The sequence below is a fragment of the Bacillus methanolicus PB1 genome, from assembly GCF_000262755.1.
In the GTDB taxonomy this organism is placed as follows: domain Bacteria; phylum Bacillota; class Bacilli; order Bacillales; family Cytobacillaceae; genus Bacillus_Z; species Bacillus_Z methanolicus.
Genome location: NZ_AFEU01000003.1, coordinates 1036151 through 1059473, shown reverse-complemented (window position 1 = coordinate 1059473; position 23323 = coordinate 1036151). Strand labels below are relative to the sequence as shown.

The window sequence follows — 23323 nt, the reverse complement described above, 5'->3', positions numbered from 1 at the left end:
TTTTTCAGATGTCTATATATTGTTCTGGAGGGGTCTGACCTTTTGCTTATGAGTCAGCCCCTTTTTATATGAAAGCTTTTTTCTCTAAATTTTTGATTATTCCAACTCAGTGCCGGAGATACTACCATATATCAGATAGAACTTAATTATTTGCAGGAGGGTACGATATGAGTTGGACGGGGATTGCCTTATTCATTCAACTGTTTTTCGGAATTATTATCGGACTTTATTTTTGGAATCTGTTGAGAAGCCAGCGAACGCAAAAAGTTTCCATAGACCGGGAGTCAAAAAAGGAAATGGAGCAGCTGAAAAAGATGAGATCAATTTCATTGACTAAACCATTATCGGAAATAGTACGCCCAACCCGTTTTGAAGATATAGTCGGCCAAGAAGATGGGATTAAATCATTAAAGGCGGCTCTATGCGGACCGAATCCTCAGCATGTCATTATATACGGACCGCCTGGAGTTGGAAAAACTGCAGCAGCAAGGCTTGTACTTGAAGAAGCAAAGAAAAACCCAAAATCTCCTTTTCAACGTTCATCAGTATTTATCGAATTAGACGCAACGACAGCACGATTTGATGAGCGAGGGATCGCTGACCCGCTAATCGGATCCGTCCACGATCCGATTTATCAAGGTGCAGGAGCGATGGGACAGGCAGGCATTCCACAGCCGAAGCAGGGTGCGGTGACAAATGCGCATGGAGGAGTTTTGTTTATTGATGAAATAGGGGAACTTCATCCTATTCAAATGAATAAGCTTTTAAAAGTTTTGGAGGATCGAAAAGTTTTTCTTGAAAGTGCCTATTATAACGAAGAAAATACACAAATTCCTACTCATATCCATGATATTTTCAAAAACGGTCTGCCGGCTGATTTTCGCCTTGTCGGCGCTACAACAAGAACTCCAAGCGAGATTCCGCCGGCAATTCGATCAAGATGTATGGAAGTTTTTTTTAGAGAGCTTAACCAGGAAGAAATTGCAGCCGTTGCGAAAAAAGCAACTGAAAAGGTCCGTTTGTCAATATCGGAAAAAGGCCTCGATATCCTCTCAACATATGCAAGGAACGGACGTGAAGCAGTTAACATGGTGCAAACGGCTGCCGGATTGGCCATAAATGAAGACCGAAATTACATTAAAGACGAAGACATAGAATGGGTCATCAATTCGAGCCAGTTAAGCCCAAGAATTGAAAGAAAAATACATCCCAAATCCGATATTGGCCTTGTAAACGGACTTGCCGTTTATGGCCCGAATACTGGGGCGCTGATAGAAATTGAGGTGACGGTCCTGCCTGCAAAAGAAAAAGGAACGATCAATATAACCGGGATAGTTGAAGAGGAAAGCATCGGGGACCGAGGGAAATCGATCCGAAGAAAAAGCATGGCAAAAGGATCAATTGAAAACGTGATTACCGTTCTCCGTTCCATGAGAGTTCCGGCAGATGAATATGATATTCACGTGAATTTCCCGGGCGGAATCCCGATCGATGGCCCGTCTGCAGGCATCGCCATGGCTACTGCTATTTATTCGGCGATCTATAAAATCCCGGTTAAAAACACGATTGCTTTGACTGGAGAAATCAGCATTCATGGCAATGTAAAGCCGGTTGGCGGAGTGTATCCGAAAGTTGTTGCGGCGAAAAAAGCAGGCGCCAAAACGGTTATCATTCCGGAAGAAAATATGCAATCCATATTAAATGAAATCAAAGATATAAAAATTGTTCCGGTCACTCACATAAATGAAGTGTTTGATCTAGTTTTTGTGAAGGGAATAACCCGGGGGGATCAGGCCGTTCCCGCTTCGATTGAATTAGCTAAAAAAGAAAGCATATAGTTTAACCGAGACTTCGGTTTGCCATGCATTTTTGACAAACCGAAGTTTTTGTTTGCTCATTCTCTAGTAAATAAGTTAGAATTGTACAAAGAATTATCATGTAATTACGCATATATAAGATTTCCATTGGAGGTGCAATGATATGGCATATAAAGAAGAAATCATCGTCCCCCTCCTGCCGCTTCGGGGAGTGCTTGTTTATCCGACAATGGTCCTTCATTTAGATGTCGGACGTGAAAAGTCGGTTCAGGCCCTTGAAAAAGCAATGGTCGATGACCATCTAATATTTTTAACAACACAAAAAGACATATCAATAGATGATCCAACAGAAGAAGACGTGTTTCAAATGGGAACATTAACAAAAGTAAAGCAAATGCTGAAACTCCCTAATGGTACGATTCGGGTTTTAGTGGAAGGCTTAAAGCGTGCCGAAGTCGTATCGTTTTTTGATGAAGCCGATTACTATCTGGTTTCATTAAGAACATATGAAGACAGAGAAACAAAAGATGCGGAAGATCAGGCCTTAATGAGAACAATGCTTGAGTACTTTGAGCAGTACATAAAAATGTCCAAAAAGATTTCTGCGGAAACGTATTCATCTGTTGCTGACATTGAGGAGCCAGGAAGAATGGCGGACATCATTTCCTCGCACCTTCCGCTAAAGCTTAAAGAAAAACAGGAAATTCTTGAGACAGTTGACATTAAAGAAAGAATGAACCGCATTATTGAAATTCTTCATAATGAGAAAGAAGTATTGAATTTAGAAAAGAAGATCGGACAGCGTGTAAAACGTTCAATGGAAAGGACGCAAAAAGAATACTATTTGCGTGAACAAATGAAAGCCATTCAAAAAGAATTGGGAGAAAAAGAAGGAAAAACCGGAGAAATTGCCGAGCTAACTGAAAAAATTGAGCAAGCAGGCATGCCTGAACATGTAAAAGCGACCGCTTTAAAAGAACTCGACCGATACGAAAAAGTTCCTTCAACTTCAGCAGAGAGCGCAGTGATCCGAAACTATATTGAATGGCTAATTTCATTGCCTTGGACAAAGAAAACAGATGATGACCTTGATATTCGCAAAGCTGAGAGAATATTGGATAAAGACCATTACGGCCTTGAAAAAGTGAAGGAGCGGGTTTTAGAATATTTGGCCGTACAACAATTGACCCGTTCATTAAAAGGCCCTATTCTTTGCCTTGCCGGGCCTCCCGGTGTCGGGAAAACAAGTTTGGCCCGTTCGATTGCAACTTCATTAAATCGAAATTTCGTTCGTATTTCTCTCGGCGGAGTCCGCGATGAGTCGGAAATTAGAGGACATCGACGCACTTATGTAGGAGCAATGCCCGGCCGAATAATCCAAGGAATGAGAAAAGCCGGAACAATAAATCCGGTGTTTCTTCTTGATGAAGTCGATAAAATGTCGAGTGATTTTCGCGGCGACCCGTCTGCTGCATTGCTTGAAGTGCTTGATCCTGAGCAAAATCATAATTTTAGCGACCACTTCATTGAAGAGCCGTATGATCTTTCAAAAGTAATGTTCATTGCAACGGCAAATGATTTATCGACGATCCCGGGACCGCTCAGAGATCGGATGGAAATTATTACAATCGCCGGGTATACAGAGATTGAAAAGATTCATATTGCAAAAGATCATCTTTTGCCTAAGCAAATTAAAGAACACGGGTTAACAAAATCGCAGCTTCAAGTTCGCGAAGATGCGATTCAAAAGGTTATCCGCCATTATACCCGGGAAGCGGGAGTGCGCGGATTGGAACGCCAGGTTGCCGCTATTTGCCGTAAGACAGCTAAAATTATCGTTTCCGGAGAGAAGAAACGAGTTGTTGTTTCCGAGAAGAATGTAGAAGAATTTTTAGGAAAGCCGAAATTTCGTTATGGCCAGGCAGAGTTGGAAGACCAAGTTGGCGTTGCCACTGGACTTGCTTACACCACGGTTGGCGGGGATACGCTGCATATCGAAGTATCGTTGTCACCAGGAAAAGGAAAGCTTGTCTTAACCGGAAAACTTGGGGATGTAATGAAAGAGTCAGCTCAGGCTGCTTTCAGCTATGTCCGTTCAAAAGCAAAAGAGCTTGGGATTGAAGAAAACTTCCATGAAAAGTATGATATTCATATCCATGTACCGGAAGGTGCTGTTCCGAAAGACGGACCTTCTGCCGGCATCACTATCGCAACGGCACTTGTCTCCGCATTATCCGGAAAGCCAATTAAAAAAGAAGTGGGAATGACAGGAGAAATTACACTCAGGGGGCGGGTTCTGCCAATTGGCGGCGTTAAGGAAAAGACATTAAGCGCCCATCGTGCCGGATTAACGAAAATTATTCTTCCGAAGGAAAATGAAAAGGATATTGATGATATTCCTGAAAGCGTAAGAGACGATCTCGATTTTGTTTTAGTATCTCATGTGGATGAAGTACTCAAACACGCCCTTGGCGGCGGTGAGGTTCAATGAAAATAAACAGTGCTGAAATTGTCGTTAGTGCGGTAAAGCCTGACCAGTATCCCGGTCAGGCTTTACCGGAATTTGCATTAGCCGGCAGATCGAATGTTGGGAAATCTTCGTTTATTAATAAAATGATAAACAGGAAAAACCTGGCCAGAACTTCATCGAAGCCAGGGAAAACCCAGACATTGAATTTTTACTTAATTAATGGAGCGTTCTATTTTGTTGATGTCCCCGGTTACGGTTATGCAAAAGTTTCAAAAAGCGAACGTGCTGCATGGGGGAAAATGATTGAAACGTATTTTACTTCAAGAGAACAGCTTAAGGCTGCTGTTTTAATCGTGGATTTGCGGCATCCGCCGACTGAGGACGATGTGATGATGTACGACTTTCTTAAACATTATGAAATCCCTTGTATCGTAATTGCTACTAAGGCGGATAAAATTCCGAAGGGGAAGTGGCAAAAGCATTTAAAAATAACAAAAGAAAAATTAAATTTGGTTCCCGATGACCATTCCGTTATTTTTTCCTCCGAGACGGGCGAAGGAAAAGAAAAGGTATGGTCCATTATTAAAAGTTTTGTAAATTAAAGAAGGACTGAATCATAAGGGTCTGACTCCCTCCGGCAAAGACAATATTTAGAATATTTTTATTAATGTTTGTCAATGTGTTTTTTGGAAGGGGCTGACCCTTTGTTTCTGAGTCAGCCCCTACTTTTTCTTAAAAAATATTAAATAACCCCCGATCAACACAAGGGCAGCCGGCCAAAATTTCCACGCCATGGAAACGTTGTTTTCAAGATGGCCGAACCAGCCGGCAATCTTATCGTAAAACAAGAGTAATGCTGCAAGAATCAAGAATAAAACGCCTTGAAATAATCCTGTTCCAACTTTTTGATAGCGCAGGAAAAAGCCTAAAGAAATAATCATGATAAAGGTGCCTATATGGTCAGGCCATATGGCCAGGCGGTTTACAACATGAAAATGCAATCCGAATCCCAGCAAAATAACACCTGGCAAGATCGCTTCATAATCTTTTGCCCAATAGCCTTGGCCCAGAAAGGCAAGGCCGACAATCATCAGCAATGTTGGCCAAGTGTAAAACTCTTTAAACACCGTAATATTTGCTTGCTGAAGGTAAAAGTAAACCCCAAAACCGATTAAAATGATACCAGGGAAAATACGCTGATTTTTCATTTTTTTCACCACTTTCAATAACGATCACTTGAATTTGCAAGTTATATTTGGTACTGTACAAATGGCGATGCATGTCGATAATTACTAAAAAAATCTTATTTAAAAATATTATCTTTGTCCAGTTTTTTCGTTGTTAGTTTCATTCCATAAATATGATGACAACTTTTCGATTTCTGTTCACAATTCGTTCTAAAAAACAAAAATGGAAGTGTTATAATAGTATAAGCGACTTATTGATTTTTGGGGGTGTCAATTGATAATGCACATACTAGCTGTCGGTCTTACTTATAAAACAGCCCCTGTCGAAATCCGCGAGCGTTTGACGTTTAATCCGTCGAACCTTGGGGATGCGATGAAAACACTTAAAGAGAAAAAGAGCATATTGGAAAACGTCATTCTCTCTACTTGTAACCGGACGGAAATATACGCAGTTGTGGATCAGCTTCATACTGGCCGCTATTATATTAAGGAATTTTTGTCTGAATGGTTTGGAATTAATCAAGATGAATTTTCTCCATATTTGTTTATATATGAGCATGACGGTGCAATTGAACATTTGTTTAAAGTAGCTTGCGGACTGGATTCAATGGTATTGGGAGAGACTCAAATATTGGGACAGGTTCGGTCCAGTTTCTTGCTGGCACAGGAAAAAAACACTGTTGGCACGGTTTTTAACGAACTATTTAAGCAAGCGGTTACACTTGCGAAGCGTGCCCATTCCGAAACAGAAATCGGTGCAAATGCCGTTTCAGTAAGTTATGCGGCAGTTGAGCTTGCGAAAAAGATTTTTGGTTCTCTTGAAAAAAAACACGTTCTTGTATTGGGTGCCGGAAAAATGGGTGAACTTGCCATCCAAAACTTGTATGGGAATGGAGCAAGCAAGGTAACGGTGATAAACCGCACCTATGAGAAAGCGGAAGATCTGGCGAAACGTTTCAATGGACAGGCCCGGACATTGCAGGAACTCCAATGCGCACTTGTTGATGCAGATATTCTCATCAGTTCAACAGGATCAAATGATTTTGTTGTCACAAAAGAAATGATGGAATATGTTGAAAAGATGAGAAAAGGAAAGCCGCTTTTTATGGTTGATATCGCCGTTCCGCGTGATTTGGATCCGGCAATTGCTGAACTGGAAAGTGTATTTCTGTATGATATCGATGATCTTGAAGGAATTGTCGAAGCAAACATGCAGGAACGCAAAAAAGCGGCCGCTCACATTTTGATTATGATTGAGGGCGAAATTGTTCAATTCAAGAAATGGCTTCATATGCTCGGAGTGGTTCCGATTATTTCAGCGCTCCGCGAAAAGGCGCTCGGCATTCAGGCTGAAACGATGAAAAGCATTGAAAGAAAGTTGCCGAATTTAACTGAACGTGAAAAGAAAGTGTTGAATAAGCATACGAAAAGCATCATCAATCAGTTGCTGAAAGATCCGATTTTGCAGGCAAAGGAGCTAGCGGGACAACCGGATGCAGACCATGCACTCGATCTTTTCGTTAAGATCTTTAATATCGAAGAGCTTGTTGCCGAGCAGGAAGAGATGAAAGCAGCTGAATCTAAGCAGGTTATGGTTCGTTCACAGCGGGCTTCCTTTCAATCATAAGAGAGGTTCTGTCAATGTTTGATATTTATATGACTAGGTTGCATGAACTGACCGTTATTCTGTATGCCTTTAGCGTCCTTTTATACTTTATTGATTTTCTTCACAATAACCGGAAGGCGAACAAAGCAGCCTTCTGGTTACTTGCATTTGTATGGGTTTTGCAAACGCTTTTTTTGTTTTTATATATGTTGGAGACTGAAAGATTCCCCGTTTTGACCATATTTGAGGGGCTTTATTTTTATGCATGGGTTTTAATTACCTTGTCGCTTGGCATCAACCGGTTATTGCGCGTTGACTTTATTGTCTTTTTTACAAATGTACTAGGGTTTATCATTATAGCCATTCATACCTTTGCACCAGTACAGATCGAATCCGAAGTAATGGCACAGAAACTCGTTTCCGAACTTCTCCTTATCCATATAACAATGGCTATTTTATCGTACGGGGCATTCTCGCTCTCATTTGTATTCTCGATTCTTTACATGATTCAATATGATTTGCTCAAAAGGAAAAAGTGGGGGAAAAGACTCGTTCGGATCGCTGATTTATCAAAGCTCGAATATATGTCATATGTATTAAATGTCATCGGAGTACCAATGCTGATATTGAGTCTTATATTAGGAATACAGTGGGCATACATAAAAGTTCCTGACATGCATTGGTATGATACAAAAGTGATCGGGTCGTTTGTAGTCCTGACAGTTTATAGTATTTATCTGTACTTGCGGGTAGCGAAAGGTTTGTTCGGCAAATCTCTTGCCCTTTGGAACTTTGCTTCATTTTTAATCGTTCTGATTAACTTTTTCCTTTTTGGAAAATTGTCATCATTCCATTTTTGGAATACGTAAATTTAGGAGGCAGTTAAATTGTGAGAAAAATTATAGTCGGCTCAAGGAGAAGCAAACTGGCACTTACACAAACAAACTGGGTAATTGAGCAATTAAAAAAGCTCGCCCCATCTTTTGATTTCGAAGTCAAAGAAATTGTGACAAAAGGGGACAAAATTTTAGATGTTACCCTTTCAAAAGTTGGAGGAAAAGGCTTGTTTGTAAAAGAAATTGAGCAAGCAATGCTGAATAAGGAAATTGATATGGCTGTTCACAGTATGAAAGACATGCCTGCAGTCCTTCCTGAAGGCCTTATGATCGGATGCATTCCTGAACGCGAGGATCACCGGGATGCTCTGATTTCGAAAAATCATATCCCTTTAAAAGAATTAAAACTTGGCGCGAAGATTGGAACAAGCAGTCTCCGCCGGGGGGCTCAGATTCTGGCAAACCGTCCTGATCTGGAAATTAAGTGGATACGCGGAAACATTGATACGCGATTGGCGAAACTGGAAACAGAAGAATATGATGCGATCATTTTAGCTGCTGCAGGCTTGTCAAGAATGGGTTGGGCTTCTGAAGTAGTAACCGAGTTTTTAGAAACGGATGTTTGTCTTCCTGCTGTTGGCCAGGGGGCTTTGGCAATCGAGTGCCGCAGTGATGACAGTGAGCTTTTGCAATTATTTGAAAAATTAACTTCTGAAAAAACATCAAGAGCGGTCCGCGCAGAAAGAACATTTTTGCAAAAAATGGAGGGCGGCTGCCAAGTTCCAATTGCGGGTTATGCTTTTATCAATGACAACGATGAAATCGTCTTGACAGGGCTCGTTGCTTCTCCTGACGGCAAAGAAATACTTAAGGAACGGGCTGCAGGCCATAATGCGGAGGAATTAGGGAAATGTGTGGCTGATAAGCTGATTGAAAAAGGGGCCAAAGCTTTAATAGAAAAAGTGAAGCGGGAGCAGGAAAGCGTATGAGTCATTCTCTTCCTTTACAAGGTAAAAACGTTTTAATCCCAAGAGGGAAAAATCACACAAAATCCTTTGCAAAGCTTGTAAGAGACTATGGAGGAATTCCTGTAGAAATACCACTTATTGCTTTTCGTCCTGTTTCTGATACAAAAAAAATCCGAGAGATATTCAGAAATTTGGATTCCTATGATTGGATTATTTTTACGAGTAGTGTTACTGTTGATACTTTCTTTTCTTTCTTAGGCGACGGAAAGATTGTTTCAAAGATAGCGGTAATCGGGGAAAAAACAGAACAAACTCTCAATGAGAAAGGCTATAAAGCGGACTTTCGGCCCTCTGAATATGTTGCGGAGGGCTTCGTTAAAGAGTTTTTGCCATATGTAATGAAAGGGTTAAGAATTTTGCTGCCAAAAGGGAGCTTAGCAAGGGATTATATTACTTCTTCCCTGAAGGAAAGAGGAGCATGCGTCGAAGAAGTTGTCATCTATGAGACATATTTACCTGAAACGAGCCGTACTCAATTAGTAGATATCGTACAGGCCGGGAAGCTCGATATACTGACATTTACGAGCTCATCGACGGTAATCCATTTTATGGAAATTGTTCATGCGAACAATGGTTTTGAAAAAATTAAAGATTGTTTGGTCGCCTGTATTGGCCCTGTAACGGCAGAAAAGGCTTCCTCTCTCGGACTTAAAGTAGATGTGGTCCCGAACATTTTTACAATCGAGGAAATGGTAAAAGGCATTGTGAAGTATATTGAAAATAACAATTAACTGGAGGTTACATGCAATTATGAATCTTCAATTTACCCGGCATCGCCGTTTGAGACAAACAGCAAATATGCGGGCGCTTGTCCGAGAAAACTTTTTGCGTCTGGAAGATTTAATCTACCCGCTGTTTATTGTGGAAGGAAACGAGATTAAAAATCAAGTCTCTTCCATGCCTGGAGTTTTTCAATTGTCCCTTGGCAACCTTCACGAAGAAATGACTGAAGTAGTGAGCCTTGGAATCAAATCTGTTTTGCTTTTTGGTATTCCGGCTGAAAAAGATGAGTTCGGAAAAGAAGCCTATCATAATCACGGGATTGTTCAAGAAGCAATCCGTTATATTAAAAAGCATTTTCCGGATCTTATTGTGATTGCAGATACTTGCCTGTGTGAATATACAAGCCATGGCCACTGCGGCGTAATTGAAGGTGAAAAAGTATTAAACGATCCTTCTCTTGAACTGCTTGCGAAAACTGCTGTAAGCCAGGCAAAGGCTGGCGCTGATATTATTGCTCCATCAAATATGATGGACGGTTTCGTTGCTGCGATCCGTCATGGTCTGGATGAAGCAGGTTTTGAAAATGTTCCGATTATGTCATACGCGGTAAAATATGCTTCATCTTTTTATGGTCCTTTCCGCGATGCTGCTGACAGTGCACCGCAATTCGGCGATCGAAAAACTTACCAGATGGATCCTGCCAACAGGCTTGAAGCGCTCCGGGAAGCTGAATCCGATACACTAGAAGGCGCAGATTTTCTGATTGTAAAGCCGGGTATGCCATACTTGGATATTGTACGTGACGTTAAAAACAATTTTAATCTGCCTGTTGTGATTTATAACGTCAGTGGTGAATATTCGATGGTGAAAGCTGCTGCTCAGAATGGCTGGATTGATGAGAAAAATGTAGTAATGGAAATGTTAACGGGAATGAAACGTGCGGGTGCGGACTTGATTATTACATATCATGCCAAAGATGCAGCCCGCTGGCTGAGAGAACAATAAGACGAAAAGAGGGGAAGGGTTTATGCGCTCATATGAAAAATCAATTTCCGCTTTTAAAGAAGCTCAAACCTTAATGCCCGGCGGAGTGAACAGTCCTGTACGCGCTTTTAAATCGGTAAAAATGGATCCGATTTTTATGGCAAAAGGGAAGGGCTCAAAAATTTATGATATTGATGGAAATGAGTATATTGATTACGTACTTTCCTGGGGCCCGCTTATTCTAGGGCATTCTAATGATCGTGTCGTAGAAGCAATTAAGAAAGTGGCGGAGCTTGGCACAAGCTTTGGCGCACCGACTCTAATTGAAAATGAACTGGCAAAACTCGTGAAAAAACGGGTTCCGTCCATTGAAATCATCAGGATGGTTTCTTCCGGAACAGAAGCAACGATGAGTGCTCTTCGCCTGGCACGAGGGTTTACCGGAAGAAACAAGATTTTAAAATTTGAAGGCTGCTACCATGGGCATGGCGACTCCCTTTTAATCAAAGCAGGTTCAGGTGTGGCGACGTTAGGACTTCCTGACAGCCCGGGCGTACCTGAAGGAGTGGCTAATAATACAATTACGGTTCCTTATAATGATCTTGAAGGCGTTAAATATGCCTTTGAACAATACGGTGATGATATTGCAGGAGTGATTGTTGAACCTGTTGCCGGCAATATGGGCGTAGTTCCGCCGCTTCCGGTATTTTTAGAAGGTTTGCGGCAAATTACAACCGAATACGGAGCATTGTTAATTTTTGATGAAGTAATGACAGGTTTTCGCGTGGGATATAACTGTGCACAAGGGTATTTCGGCATAACGCCTGACATCACATGTTTAGGAAAAGTCATCGGCGGAGGACTTCCTGTAGGGGCATATGGAGGAAAAGCGGAAATTATGGAACGAATCGCTCCTAGCGGCCCTATTTATCAGGCTGGCACTCTATCCGGAAATCCGCTGGCAATGACAGCAGGTTATGAAACACTAAGCCAGCTGACTCCTGAAACTTATAAAGAATTTGAACGTAAAGCAGACAAGCTTGAAGAAGGATTAAGAAGAGCTGCAGAGAAATATGAAATTCCGCATACGATTAATCGCGCCGGATCAATGATAGGCTTCTTTTTTACAAATGAAGAAGTAATTAATTATGAAAAAGCAAAAACATCAAATCTAGATTATTTTGCATCATTTTATAAAGAAATGGCGAACGAAGGCATATTCTTGCCTCCATCCCAATTTGAAGGCCTGTTTTTATCAACAGTCCATACCGATGAAGACATTGAGAAAACGATTCAGGCTGCTGAAAAAGCATTTTCAAAATTAAAAGGATAATCTGTTTTGAAAAGCACAATCACGAATTTTCGTGATTGTGCTTTTTCTTTTATCATAAAACTATTAGGCAAATCATAGAGTGGTAATGACATAGTGATTATACGTGAGAGGATATGAAAGGAGGAGTCGCTTTGTCTCAAGGGAATCTATCGAGTTTGAGATTTTCTTTGGAAGAATCGGTCTGGTTTCAAAAAGGACAGGAAGTCGAAGAGCTAGTATCGATTTCTCTTGACCCAAATATAACGATTCAGGAGAACGAACAGTATGTGACGATTCAGGGCACTCTGGAATTGTCGGGGGAATATAAGCGTTATCAAACCGAAGAAACTGAAGAAGAACCTGTTTCAGCCGCCCGGTTTATTCATTCCGTTGAAGAACGCGAAGAAGGAATTTGTGAATTTTTGCATCGTTTTCCGGTAGATATCTCGATTCCAAATAACCGTATTCAAAGCGTTTACGATATTGATGTAGTTGTGGAATCGTTTGATTATCTTTTTCCGGAAAGAAGCTGCATGAAATTAACTGCTGATCTTAAAATATCCGGCTTGTACGGCGAGCAGCAAAAAGTGCCTGCTTCCGATGAAGAGCTAGAATACGTGCAAGACGATTCTTTTCGCGATGATTACACTCCAGCTGAGGAAGAAGATGATGAAGCAGAAAAAGCCACTGAATTAAAAGAAACAGACGATTTAGGAAAAGAAATTGAATTAAAAAAAGCAGACGAAGTATTTGAAGAACGTGAAGAAGAATTGCAGTTCCTTTCCCGCTTTTCTCCTTTTGTAGATTCGGAAGAAGAGAAAAAAGAAGAAAATGTATATGAAACATTTGAAGCAGAGGCAAGAAAACAGCCTGAAGCGGAACTGAATCAGCAGCCTGTTCACGAACAGGAAGCCTCTCCTGCTTTAATTGAATTGACCCCTGCAAGCGAAAACGCTGAAAAAGCGCCAGAAGAAGTGACAGTAGAATCCGGAGTTTTTACCCCTGAGATTTCATTTTCTGTACAAAGAAAAGAAGCTCCTGCACCACAAGCAGCAGAACTTTTCGAAAACAATCAAGTGGAAGAAATTGCTGAAGAAACCGAAACAGAAGAATTAGAAGTTAAGCAGGAAAAAGAACCTGTATTAGAGGAAGCGGATGAGAGCGAATCTTCACCGGAGCAAGTGGAGACGAAAAAAAAGAAACTTTCGAAAAAGAAGTCTCTTTCAATCACAGAGTTTCTCGCCAGAAAAGAAGAGGAAAGGCAAGCTAAATTGAAAGTCTGTATTGTACAGCAGGGCGAAACACTCGACCAGCTTGCAGAACGGTACGACATCACGATTGCCCAGCTGCTTCGGGTAAATCATCTGGAAGCTAATCAGGATGTATATGAGGGGCAAGTCCTATATATACCAGTGGCAGTAAAACAAAAATAATAAGTTTAAAAAAGTGAGGCTGTCTCATAAGGGTCTGACCCCATGTGCATTATCAATATATAGCACATTTATCCAACACTATGTCCTATATATTGTGTTATGGGGTCTTACCCTTAGGCTTTTGAGACAGCCTCGGCTTTTTTCTTTTTGTTTTCACCTTTGGAGGATGAAAGTAATGATTGATCAAAATCGATTAAAAGAAGTTGCACCAATATTGCGAGCATATCAAGTTGAACCTTATTTTGTAGAGGATTTTGGCAGAATCCAAAAGGTCTATTCAAATAAGGGCGTTTTCGCTCTTAAAAAGATACCTCCTTCAAACGGCACAGATTTTATCCGCCATGTGCAATTTTTATATAAAAAAGGCTATAACCGGATTGTTCCAATCTATCCATCTGCTGATGGGCGGTATGCGGTCCTGCATCAAAATCATCTTTATTATTTAATGCCGTGGATGCCTAATGAAGAAAGGGAGAATCAGTCTGAAAGAAATAAACAGCTTGTCCGGGAATTAGCCAGGATCCATATTTTGTCAGCCCGAGAAATAAACATAAATAAAGAAGAACGAAAAGAACATTATGAAAATACGTTGCTTGAGTGGGATAAAGAGAAAGAGTTTATCGAAGGGTTTATGGAGACGAGCGAAAAAAAATGGTACATGTCCCCGTTTGAATTGCTGTTTTGCCTTTACTATTATGAAATAAGCCAGGCGCTTATGTTTTCGAAACGAAAGCTGGAAGATTGGTATGAAAAAACAAAAGACCAAGAAAAAGCCCGCTCTGTTTTGGTTCACGGAAAGGTTTCAGCAGAACACTTTCTTTTAGATGAAAGGGGCTACGGATATTTTATTAATTTTGAAAGATCCAAACTCGGCTCTCCCTTTCATGATTTGCTCCCGTTCCTTTCAAGGTCATTAAATAGCCTGCCAAAACAGACTGAAGATAACGTTAACCTGGTTTACACTTATTTTAAATACTTCCCTTTTAAAGAGGACGAGATGCTATTATTCCTTGCATATCTTGCTCATCCCGGAAAAATCATCCGCACCGCAGAAAATTATTTCAAAAAACATGCAAGAAAGAATGAACGGAAGTTTGTCCAGCAGTTGCAGCGTAATTATTGGCAATTAAAAAATACGGAGTATGTCGTTATGAGGATTGAAGAAATAGAACAAAGAAAAAAAGAAGCCCAAGAGAAAGCCCAGGAATAGATACTCATTCCAGGGCTTTCTATATGATGTCAAAATGGAGAGCAAGAGCCAGTAAAACAAAGATGGTTAACAGGAGAACGTCAAATGTTGTCGGGAGTAAAATCGTTCGAATTCCTTGAAATACACAAAATGGGATGATAAACTGGTTGCAGACGTTTCTGAAAGTTTTCAGCCATGGAGGCAGTGTATACGGGTTGTATCTTCTCCTCAAATGAGCTCAGCCCCTTTATGTTCTTTTATCTTCATTTTATGTTTTTGCCCTGCCGAACGTGTCTTTCGAACAATCCTGTTGTAAAAAGTATATTATATAAAAAATTAGGTTATTCTTATTGACGAGAATTGCCTTTTTCCGTAGTATAACTAATAGAAACTGAAAAGTTCTTGCAAAGACGGGGAAGAGTACGAAGAAAACAGCTTCAAGAGAGGGAAGCCAACAGCTGGGAGGCTTCCTAAGCGGGTGCTTCGGAAGGTCGCCCTTGAGCATCTTCTGCGAACGGTTTTTTTCTTATTAGCGGAAGACGGGAAAACCGTTATCTGAATGAGAGCCAATCAATAATTTGGTTGGAAAAAAGGTGGTACCGCGAAATTCACTCTATTCGTCCTTTTATGGCGAATGGAGTTTTTTATTTTTTGGATGGATTGGAGGAACTTTAGAAATGAGTACAAAGGAAGTGACGATGCCAACCAAGTATGACCCTAAAGCGATTGAACAGGGTCGATATGAGTGGTGGCTGAAAGGAAAATTTTTTGAAGCGAAAGACGATGAAAAGAAACAGCCGTATACAATTGTTATTCCGCCTCCGAATGTGACGGGGAAACTGCACCTTGGACATGCGTGGGATACAACTTTACAAGATATTCTTACACGCATGAAACGGATGCAGGGCTATGACGTTCTCTGGCTGCCGGGAATGGATCACGCCGGCATTGCCACTCAAGCAAAAGTAGAAGAAAAACTGCGTAATGAGGGCAAAAGCCGCTACGATTTAGGACGGGAAAAATTTGTTGAAGAAACGTGGAAATGGAAAGAAGAGTATGCGGAACATATTCGCCAGCAATGGACAAAGCTTGGCCTCGGTCTCGACTACAGCCGGGAGCGCTTTACCCTTGATGAAGGCTTATCAAAAGCTGTTCGTGAAGTATTCGTCAGCCTTTACCGGAAAGGCTTAATTTACCGCGGGGAGTACATCATCAACTGGGATCCGTCGACGAAAACGGCACTTTCCGATATCGAAGTTATTTATAAAGATGTTCAAGGTGCCTTTTATCATATGAAGTATCCTCTTGCGGATGGTTCAGGCTATATTGAAGTCGCAACTACTCGTCCGGAAACGATGCTTGGTGATACAGCTGTTGCTGTTCATCCGGAAGATGAGCGCTATAAGCATTTAATCGGGAAGACGGTCATTTTGCCAATTGTCGGTCGGGAAATTCCGATTATCGGCGATGACTATGTAGATATGGAATTCGGATCCGGGGCTGTAAAAATCACCCCTGCACATGACCCGAACGATTTTGAGATCGGCAACCGCCATAACCTTGAGCGAATTCTAGTCATGAACGAAGACGGAACGATGAATGAAAAAGCCGGCAAGTATCAAGGCATGGACCGGTTTGAATGCCGAAGCCAAATTGTGAAAGATTTGCAGGAACAGGGAGTTCTTTTCAAAATTGAAGAACACGTTCATTCCGTAGGTCATTCTGAACGAAGCGGTGCGGTTGTAGAACCTTACCTTTCCACCCAGTGGTTCGTAAAAATGCAGCCGCTTGCTGATGCAGCAATTGCCCTTCAAAAACGGGAAGACAAAGTAAACTTTGTTCCGGAACGCTTCGAAAAAATATATCTTCACTGGATGGAAAATATCCGTGACTGGTGTATTTCACGTCAGCTTTGGTGGGGCCACCGCATTCCTGCCTGGTATCATAAAGAAACCGGGGAAATCTATGTGGACCATGAACCGCCTGCTGATATTGAAAACTGGGAACAAGACAAAGATGTTCTTGATACTTGGTTCAGTTCTGCATTGTGGCCGTTCTCGACAATGGGCTGGCCGGATACTGATTCAAAAGATTACGAGCGCTACTATCCGACTGATTGCCTTGTAACCGGCTATGATATTATTTTCTTCTGGGTATCCCGTATGATTTTCCAAGGAGTCGAGTTTACAGGAAAGCGCCCATTTAAAGATGTATTAATCCATGGACTTGTACGCGATGCACAAGGGCGCAAAATGAGTAAATCTCTCGGCAACGGGGTTGATCCGATGGAAGTGATCGATCAATACGGTGCTGACTCGCTGCGCTACTTCTTGGCTACAGGAAGTTCGCCCGGTCAAGATTTGCGCTTCAGCATTGAAAAAGTTGAGGCTGCATGGAACTTTGCAAACAAAATTTGGAACGCATCAAGATTCGCATTAATGAACATGGATGGTTTAACATTTGAAGAAATCGATTTAAGCGGTGAAAAGTCTGTAGCAGATAAATGGATTTTAACAAGGTTAAATGAAACAATTGAAACGGTTACCCGCCTTGCTGACCGCTACGAATTCGGTGAAGTGGGCCGCGTTCTTTACAACTTTATTTGGGATGATTTTTGCGATTGGTATATCGAAATGGCGAAGCTCCCATTATATGGGGAAGATGAGGCCGCGAAGAAAACAACCCGTTCCATTTTAGCTTACGTGCTTGATCATATTATGCGATTGCTCCATCCGTTTACGCCGTTTATCACGGAGGAAATTTGGCAAAACCTTCCGCATGAAGGAGAGTCGATTACGATTGCAAAATGGCCTGAAGCAAGGCCTGAATTGAATGATGAACAAGCTGCGGAAGAGATGAAGCTACTGGTAGACGTCATTCGATCGGTTCGCAACATTCGTGCTGAAGTGAATACACCGATGAGCAAGAAAATCAAAATGCTCCTTAAAGCAAAAGACAAAGATGTTCAGGAAGTTATCGAAAAAAACCGCGCTTATATTGAGCGGTTCTGTAATCCGGAAGAATTAACGGTAGCAACCGAAATCGAAATTCCTAATAAAGCAATGACAGCGATTGTAACCGGAGCGGAGATTATTCTTCCGCTTGAAGGGCTCATAAATATTGAAGAAGAAATTGCCCGTCTTGAAAAAGAACTTGAGAAACTGAATAAAGAAGTCGAACGGGTACAGAAAAAATTAAGCAATGAAGGTTTTCTGAAAAAAGCGCCTGAAAAAGTAATTGAAGAAGAGCGGGCAAAAGAAAAAGATTATAAAGAAAAGAGAGCAGCTGTCGAAGCCCGTATTCGAGAACTGAAAGGCGAATCTTAAAAACACGTACTCAATGAGAAGAGGCTGTCTCAAAGCCTAAGGGTCAGACCCCACAATATATAGGACATAATGTTGGATTAATGTGCTATATATTGATAATGCACATGGGGTCAGACCCTTATGAGACAGCCTCTTCCGTTTTGTTCTTAAACAAAAGGAGATGGTGATATGTTTCATACATATAGCGAAGCTCTTAACTGGATTCATTCACGACTTCGGCTCGGAATGAAACCGGGATTAAAACGAATGGAGTGGATGATGGAAAAGCTAAATCATCCTGAAAGAAGATTAAAAACCGTCCATGTAGGCGGAACAAACGGAAAAGGATCAACGGTAACATTTCTTCGTTCTATTTTACAGAATGCCGGATATGATGTCGGTACATTTACATCGCCGTATTTTGAACAATTCAATGAACGAATCAGCGTAAATGGAACACCTGTCACTGATCACGAAATTACCGAGCTTGCCAATGTTATTTTTCCGCTGGCAGAAGAGCTTGAAAAAACCGAGCTCGGCGGGCCGACGGAATTTGAAGTGATCACTGCGATGTCGATCTATTATTTTTCAAAAGTAAATCCGGTCGATATCGTCATCTTTGAAGTTGGCCTTGGCGGGAGATTTGATTCAACGAATATAATCTATCCGCTTCTTTCAATCATCACAAATATCGGGTTGGACCATACAAACATATTGGGGCATTCTTTGCGTGAAATTGCTTTTGAGAAAGCAGGCATTATAAAAAACGGTGTACCGGTCGTAACTGCTGTCAAGCAAGCAGACGCTTTAAATGTAATTAAAGAACAAGCAGATTCTAAAAAAGCTTCTCTAGTTCAACTTGGGAAGGACATCTTGATAGAAGACCGCTCTTCATTGCCTAAAGGGGAAAGATTTACAGTTTCAACGCTGTTTAAAAGTTTCCCGGATCTGCAAATTGAAATGATTGGTCAACATCAGATCGAAAATGCAGCTTTAGCGGTAATGGCTTCAGAACTTCTTGTACATTATTATTCTTTTCAAATCGAAGAAAAACATTTGAGAAAAGGCTTGTTATCAGCCCGGTGGCCGGGAAGATTTGAGATTCTTTCCGAAAACCCATTTGTTGTCATCGATGGAGCCCATAATGAAGAAGGAATTACAGCTCTCATAAATGAACTTAAAAGCCGTTTTAATGAGAAAAAAATAAAGATTTTATTCACAGCTTTAAAAGACAAAAAACTGGATAACATGATTGCAATGTTGGACAGCATTGCTGAAAAAATCACGTTTACTGATTTTGATTTCCCAAGAGCAGCATCCCCTCAAGATCTGCTTAAGTTGAGCATGTCGGAAAATAAACATGCGGTTAATGATTGGAAAGCTTTTTTGCAAACAGAAATTGAGCAATTAAAAGAACAAGATGTTCTTGTGATTACCGGATCTCTTTATTTTCTTTCCGAGGCAAGATTTGAACTTGTTGATCTATTGAAAAATTGACTTGGCATCCTGTGAAAATATTGAAAATTTGCCAAAATACTCAGCAGCTGCCCTTGAAGATCCGGACGATGCCCTTGCTCTCATCCGTCACGCTGACAGGGCATTATATGTAGGAGCAAAACGTGCCGGAAGGAACAAATTTGCGGAATATGTAAAATAGAAAAAGTTAATGGAGGCTGTCTCATAAGGGTCTGACCCCATGTGCATTTATCAATATATAGCCACATTTATCCAACATTATGTCCTATATATTATGTTATGGGGTCTGACCCTTGGGCTTTTGAGACAGCCTTATTATTCGTTTACAAAATATTAATTTTTGCAGATTGGCATAGATAGGTAATTTGGTATAATAGTAGTAATAAATTCGCAGTTCTTGAAATGGAGCTAGTAGGCAATGAAGAAAGTTCTAGTTGCTTTGTTGTTAATAGTCTTTATAACGGCTTGTGATTCGGATGAACCTTCGCTTAAAGGAAATGTAAGCCTTCAGGCAGTGAATCCACAGTTTCCTCCTGAAAATTTGATTAAGTTTCGTGATGAAAACAGTGAAAGCAACCGGTTTAAACTTTTATTTTCTTTAGAGCCAATTGAAGGGAACAAAAAAGGAAAATTATCCGATATAAAAATATTCCAGCCATTGCCGGATGGGATCAAGTTAGCAGACATCGAGGATTCTATACGAGATCTTGAAGGATTAGAAACAAAACCATCTGTTTCCGAAAAAATAGTTAATGGAAAACGAACACTTGAGATTGTACTAAATAACACAATTGCCTATGACAAGAAAAAATTCACACCGGACAAAATCGGGTTCTCCGTAGTATTGCAGGCTGACTGGGCTTTGCAAAATGTCAGCATGCCAAAAGCAGAAATGGAGTTCACAGATTCCCGAAACGGCAAACTAAAATCTTCACTTTCTCCCCCGCCGCGTTCTCAAATTATCAACATGAAAGTGAGATTAACATTCCCTGATTATTATTATGAAGGGGACAGCAGTGGGATGATTTCATACAACTCGACTAATTATGGCGCGCAAACAAAATTATTAAATCAGCCGGTAAAGTCTATGGTTAAGGAAAATGACTATACTATAAAAATCACTTATGCAAATGATGAAACGGCCAACCTGTATTTGCAGCCTGATTTTACAATGAAAAACTCGAAAACGAATCAGATTTTATCAAGCGGTTCTGTAACAGATAGTGACGTTATTGTAAATTTAAGTCGTCTCGTTCCGGGTGAAAATGTAAAATATTTTTATAGACTTAACAACGAAGACTGGAAGCAGTTTTCTCAAGGAGATTCTATTAGTGTAACTAAATATGGGACAACGGTTATATCCGTAAAAAGTGAAGGCGGATTTTCCCTTCCGGAGAATATAATGACGAAGACAATAACGATTGAAAAACGGATTGAATCCATTACCGTCCAACCTAATCCGATTGAAATTGAAACAGGTAAAACAGCAGCTTTTACAGTAAACATTCATCCTTCTGATGCGACGAATCAGGATTTAGATTTTGAAATCGGTGACGAAACGATTGCTGAATTCACTGAGGCGAATCGGATTCTTGGAAAGACCGAAGGTGAGACTGAGCTGGTTGTGCGTACAAAAGACGGATCAAATATCGTTGTGACTGTTCAGATCAAAGTCAAAGATCCATATATACCACTGGAAGAACTTAAATTTAAGAAAACGGTCTTTAAAATAGGCCTTGGAGAAAAAATCCCACTGACAGATTTGCTCATTTTCAACCCTGACAATGCGACACAAAAGAATATTGTTGACGTTGTAACAGAAATGAAAAACAAAGTTCAAGTTATAGAGGAAAATGGAAAATGGTATGTCATCGGAAAGGAAATCGGATACTCAACAGTAACGGCAACGGCAGAAAAACAGCGCAATGGTAATCAGCCGCAAGCATCTGTGCTGTTTGAAGTAATAACAAATTCTAATGATGATGAAGACGACGGGCCACCAGGCGCCGGACGTTGGTAAACAAAAGAGGCTGTCTCATAAGGGTCTGACCCTTGGGCTTTGAGACAGCCTCTTTCTATTCTATAATTAATTCATCCGAAAAAAATTGCAGATGTTCAACAATTGGAAGAGCCTCTATTTTTTCCAGCAAAACATTTTTGTTATATTCAACAATAAATCTGGATAACTGGTCTTCTTGTGATGATTTGGACGGTAAGTCATTAATGTCTGTCACTTTGCCACGTACAGCGTTAATTTCAAGCTGTTCTTTTGCGAAGATGCCGCCGTTAATGTAAAAAAGAGATCCGACCCCGTACAACTCTGCCTTTTCTTCTGTGTAGAAAAATGCTTTGAGTGGTTTTATCTTATCGTCGGCAGACGGCAAGTACGGTTTTTCCCCTTCGGCAGTATCCTGAAAATTATTAAACTCATTCATTCTCGTAATAACGAGATCTTTTTTCGTCATTAATACAAGATGTTTCTTATTTTCTTCTGCACCAAGAATATTCACATTTGATAAAAAGGCTTTCCCTCCAACATATACTACGGAATCAAAAATAACCTCATCATCTTCATGATCATTGTCTGATTCATCTCCTGATATGGTTAGAGAACCGTTGACAATTATATTTTTGTTAAATTCAATCGCAGTATTGAATGCCTTAACAGAAAGTTTGTTGCCGGTAACGATATCCCCATTGACTTTTAATCCTTTTGATGCCCTGTCATTTTTGTTGTCTGCGTTAGATTCAATGTTAATCGAATCAGCACATAAAATATTTTTCTGAAATTCTATTTTCCCGTCATGGTTGATGATGTGAAGCTTCCCTGAGACATATACATTTTCCAGAAGATTGATATCATTATAACTTAGCAAATATAAGTCTCCATTTACCCACACTTTTTTATCGATAAAAATGGGATTCTTTTTACTGTTGATAACGAGATCACCGTCAACCTTTATGTCCTTCGAGCTAGATTCTTCTTGGCTTTTGCTTTTTATTTCATTCTTCAACTGTTCTGAAAAACCAGTACCATCTCCAATTCTTTCAGTGGATAGTTCGCTATCTTCTAAAATTTTGTTCGTTTGAACATTCATCGTCTTATCAAAATCAATGTTTACAAATTGACTGTCATGCTTTAGATCCGGAACTTCGCCTTTATAAAAGTTTTCTTCTTTCATGAGCGGAAAAAGGTTGGATGTATTACTAAAAATGTCTCCATTGATCGAACTCATCGGTGTAGATTGTTCGGACCAATCACCGTCCCTTTCTTGGTATTTCGCATTTTCATTAATCGCCATTTGGTTTGCGTAAATATTTCCATAAATATTTGCTGATCCATTTAAGAATAAACCTTTATTTTTCTCCTCGGAATAAGAGCCTGCTGCATATTTTAAAAAGCTTGACAATGGGGAAAGGATGAACCTTTTTCTAAGAATCCGCGTAATTTTTCCTTCATATTCAAGCGGATTTTTTGTAACAAGCACAATTTCAAAAGCTCTTGTAATATCATTATTTGTATCTATTTCATAATGAATGGAGTTATGATCAACTTGCTCCAAACAACTGTTGGATGAATCAACGTACTTAGTAGGAGTGGAGTTGCTTATGTCGACAATCGTCAAACACTCAACCATCTCCTCGCCACTATATTGTTGTACTTTTTCATTAAATAAATTCCTTAATTGTGTCTCGTAATCGCTTATATTTGGCTTAAAGCTGTCATCTTCCCAATCCAAACTAATTGACCCCATTGAGGTTGCCAAATCAGCCGTCAACTTTTCGATTATTTTTACAGCATCATATGTTATATGGATATCACTTTCTCTCGTTTCAACTCTCTTTGCCCCGCCGATGGAAGAAGCGATAATGGCCAGGCCGAGGGTCGTAAAAACAAGGGAAACTAACAAAACCGTTATTAAACTGTTTCCGCGTTCATTTTTCAGCATGCTGTTT

The 23323-nt window shown here is 40.4% G+C and carries 18 protein-coding genes and 1 other annotated feature; of the genes, 15 read left to right on the top strand and 3 right to left on the bottom strand.

The features are described 5' to 3' along the window. Positions 1–167: 167 nt before the first annotated feature. The 3 genes from lonB (at position 168) to yihA (ending at position 4889) form a co-directional block, all read left to right on the top strand. Positions 168–1838 (top strand): ATP-dependent protease LonB, encoded by a 1671-nt coding sequence (gene lonB / locus PB1_RS14920; RefSeq protein ID WP_004438400.1) that lies wholly within the window; start codon positions 168–170, stop codon positions 1836–1838. Positions 1839–1980: 142 nt separating this feature from the next. Further along, the gene (lon, locus tag PB1_RS14915; RefSeq protein WP_004438398.1) at positions 1981–4308 is read left to right on the top strand and encodes an endopeptidase La; all 2328 of its coding nucleotides are present in this window, start codon (positions 1981–1983) and stop codon (positions 4306–4308) included. Then, positions 4305–4889, top strand: a complete 585-nt coding sequence (gene yihA, locus PB1_RS14910; protein ID WP_004438396.1) for a ribosome biogenesis GTP-binding protein YihA/YsxC — start codon at positions 4305–4307, stop codon at positions 4887–4889. Before lon ends, yihA begins: the two co-directional genes overlap by 4 nt. 120 nt (positions 4890–5009) lie before the next feature. Here yihA and PB1_RS14905 read toward each other — a convergent pair whose 3' ends face one another. Further along, positions 5010–5495 (bottom strand): LiaI-LiaF-like domain-containing protein, encoded by a 486-nt coding sequence (locus tag PB1_RS14905; protein ID WP_004438395.1) that lies wholly within the window; start codon positions 5493–5495, stop codon positions 5010–5012. A gap of 259 nt (positions 5496–5754) precedes the next feature. Between PB1_RS14905 and hemA the strand changes: the two genes are divergently transcribed. The 8 genes from hemA (at position 5755) to ysxE (ending at position 14606) form a co-directional block, all read left to right on the top strand. Continuing rightward, positions 5755–7101, top strand: a complete 1347-nt coding sequence (gene hemA, locus PB1_RS14900) for a glutamyl-tRNA reductase (RefSeq protein ID WP_004438392.1) — start codon at positions 5755–5757, stop codon at positions 7099–7101. 14 nt (positions 7102–7115) lie between these two features. Further along, on the top strand, positions 7116–7949 hold the full coding sequence (locus PB1_RS14895; RefSeq protein WP_004438389.1) for a cytochrome c biogenesis protein: 834 nt from the start codon (positions 7116–7118) through the stop codon (positions 7947–7949). Positions 7950–7969: 20 nt separating this feature from the next. Continuing rightward, the gene (gene hemC / locus PB1_RS14890) at positions 7970–8905 is read left to right on the top strand and encodes a hydroxymethylbilane synthase (RefSeq protein ID WP_004438386.1); all 936 of its coding nucleotides are present in this window, start codon (positions 7970–7972) and stop codon (positions 8903–8905) included. Further along, complete coding sequence (locus PB1_RS14885) at positions 8902–9675, top strand: uroporphyrinogen-III synthase (protein ID WP_004438383.1); 774 nt, start codon at positions 8902–8904, stop codon at positions 9673–9675. The genes hemC and PB1_RS14885 overlap by 4 nt, the downstream gene beginning before the upstream one ends. A gap of 19 nt (positions 9676–9694) precedes the next feature. After that, on the top strand, positions 9695–10672 hold the full coding sequence (hemB, locus tag PB1_RS14880; protein WP_004438380.1) for a porphobilinogen synthase: 978 nt from the start codon (positions 9695–9697) through the stop codon (positions 10670–10672). A 22-nt stretch (positions 10673–10694) separates the two neighbouring features. Further along, positions 10695–11984, top strand: coding sequence for a glutamate-1-semialdehyde 2,1-aminomutase (gene hemL / locus PB1_RS14875; protein WP_004438377.1), 1290 nt, complete (start codon positions 10695–10697; stop codon positions 11982–11984). Positions 11985–12115: 131 nt separating this feature from the next. Beyond that, positions 12116–13396: a stage VI sporulation protein D gene (gene spoVID / locus PB1_RS14870; RefSeq protein WP_004438375.1), complete on the top strand. Its 1281-nt coding sequence runs from the start codon at positions 12116–12118 to the stop codon at positions 13394–13396. A gap of 175 nt (positions 13397–13571) precedes the next feature. Then, entirely contained in the window at positions 13572–14606 is a 1035-nt protein-coding gene (gene ysxE / locus PB1_RS14865; protein WP_004438373.1) for a spore coat protein YsxE, read from the top strand. A gap of 19 nt (positions 14607–14625) precedes the next feature. Here the strand turns inward: ysxE and PB1_RS18220 are convergent, their stop codons facing one another. After that, on the bottom strand, positions 14626–14817 hold the full coding sequence (locus tag PB1_RS18220) for a hypothetical protein (protein WP_081485633.1): 192 nt from the start codon (positions 14815–14817) through the stop codon (positions 14626–14628). A gap of 166 nt (positions 14818–14983) precedes the next feature. Beyond that, positions 14984–15213: a binding site (T-box leader), on the top strand. A gap of 49 nt (positions 15214–15262) precedes the next feature. Here PB1_RS18220 and PB1_RS14860 point away from each other — a divergent pair. From PB1_RS14860 to PB1_RS14850, 4 genes are all read left to right on the top strand, one after another. Beyond that, positions 15263–17911, top strand: a complete 2649-nt coding sequence (locus tag PB1_RS14860; protein WP_004438371.1) for a valine--tRNA ligase — start codon at positions 15263–15265, stop codon at positions 17909–17911. 168 nt (positions 17912–18079) lie between these two features. Further along, positions 18080–19387, top strand: a complete 1308-nt coding sequence (locus PB1_RS14855) for a bifunctional folylpolyglutamate synthase/dihydrofolate synthase (protein WP_004438368.1) — start codon at positions 18080–18082, stop codon at positions 19385–19387. 1 nt (position 19388) lies between these two features. Next, on the top strand, positions 19389–19547 hold the full coding sequence (locus tag PB1_RS17735; RefSeq protein ID WP_004438366.1) for a hypothetical protein: 159 nt from the start codon (positions 19389–19391) through the stop codon (positions 19545–19547). Positions 19548–19784: 237 nt separating this feature from the next. Continuing rightward, positions 19785–21386, top strand: coding sequence for an Ig-like domain-containing protein (locus PB1_RS14850; protein ID WP_004438363.1), 1602 nt, complete (start codon positions 19785–19787; stop codon positions 21384–21386). A gap of 55 nt (positions 21387–21441) precedes the next feature. Here PB1_RS14850 and PB1_RS14845 read toward each other — a convergent pair whose 3' ends face one another. Then, a complete protein-coding gene (locus PB1_RS14845) occupies positions 21442–23316 on the bottom strand; it encodes a hypothetical protein (protein ID WP_004438360.1) in 1875 nt (624 codons plus the stop codon). Positions 23317–23323: the final 7 nt, after the last annotated feature.

Bases quoted from the DNA above. Each gene is read 5' to 3' on its own strand.
- PB1_RS14860 (WP_004438371.1), top strand. From the start codon at position 15,263: ATGAGTACAAAGGAAGTGACGATGCCAACCAAGTATGACCCTAAAGCG.
- lon (WP_004438398.1), top strand. From the start codon at position 1,981: ATGGCATATAAAGAAGAAATCATCGTCCCCCTCCTGCCGCTTCGGGGA.
- PB1_RS14905 (WP_004438395.1), bottom strand. From the start codon at position 5,495: ATGAAAAATCAGCGTATTTTCCCTGGTATCATTTTAATCGGTTTTGGG.
- yihA (WP_004438396.1), top strand. From the start codon at position 4,305: ATGAAAATAAACAGTGCTGAAATTGTCGTTAGTGCGGTAAAGCCTGAC.
- PB1_RS14845 (WP_004438360.1), bottom strand. From the start codon at position 23,316: ATGCTGAAAAATGAACGCGGAAACAGTTTAATAACGGTTTTGTTAGTT.
- PB1_RS14895 (WP_004438389.1), top strand. From the start codon at position 7,116: ATGTTTGATATTTATATGACTAGGTTGCATGAACTGACCGTTATTCTG.
- PB1_RS14855 (WP_004438368.1), top strand. From the start codon at position 18,080: ATGTTTCATACATATAGCGAAGCTCTTAACTGGATTCATTCACGACTT.
- hemL (WP_004438377.1), top strand. From the start codon at position 10,695: ATGCGCTCATATGAAAAATCAATTTCCGCTTTTAAAGAAGCTCAAACC.
- lonB (WP_004438400.1), top strand. From the start codon at position 168: ATGAGTTGGACGGGGATTGCCTTATTCATTCAACTGTTTTTCGGAATT.
- ysxE (WP_004438373.1), top strand. From the start codon at position 13,572: ATGATTGATCAAAATCGATTAAAAGAAGTTGCACCAATATTGCGAGCA.
- PB1_RS14885 (WP_004438383.1), top strand. From the start codon at position 8,902: ATGAGTCATTCTCTTCCTTTACAAGGTAAAAACGTTTTAATCCCAAGA.
- hemA (WP_004438392.1), top strand. From the start codon at position 5,755: ATGCACATACTAGCTGTCGGTCTTACTTATAAAACAGCCCCTGTCGAA.
- hemB (WP_004438380.1), top strand. From the start codon at position 9,695: ATGAATCTTCAATTTACCCGGCATCGCCGTTTGAGACAAACAGCAAAT.
- PB1_RS14850 (WP_004438363.1), top strand. From the start codon at position 19,785: ATGAAGAAAGTTCTAGTTGCTTTGTTGTTAATAGTCTTTATAACGGCT.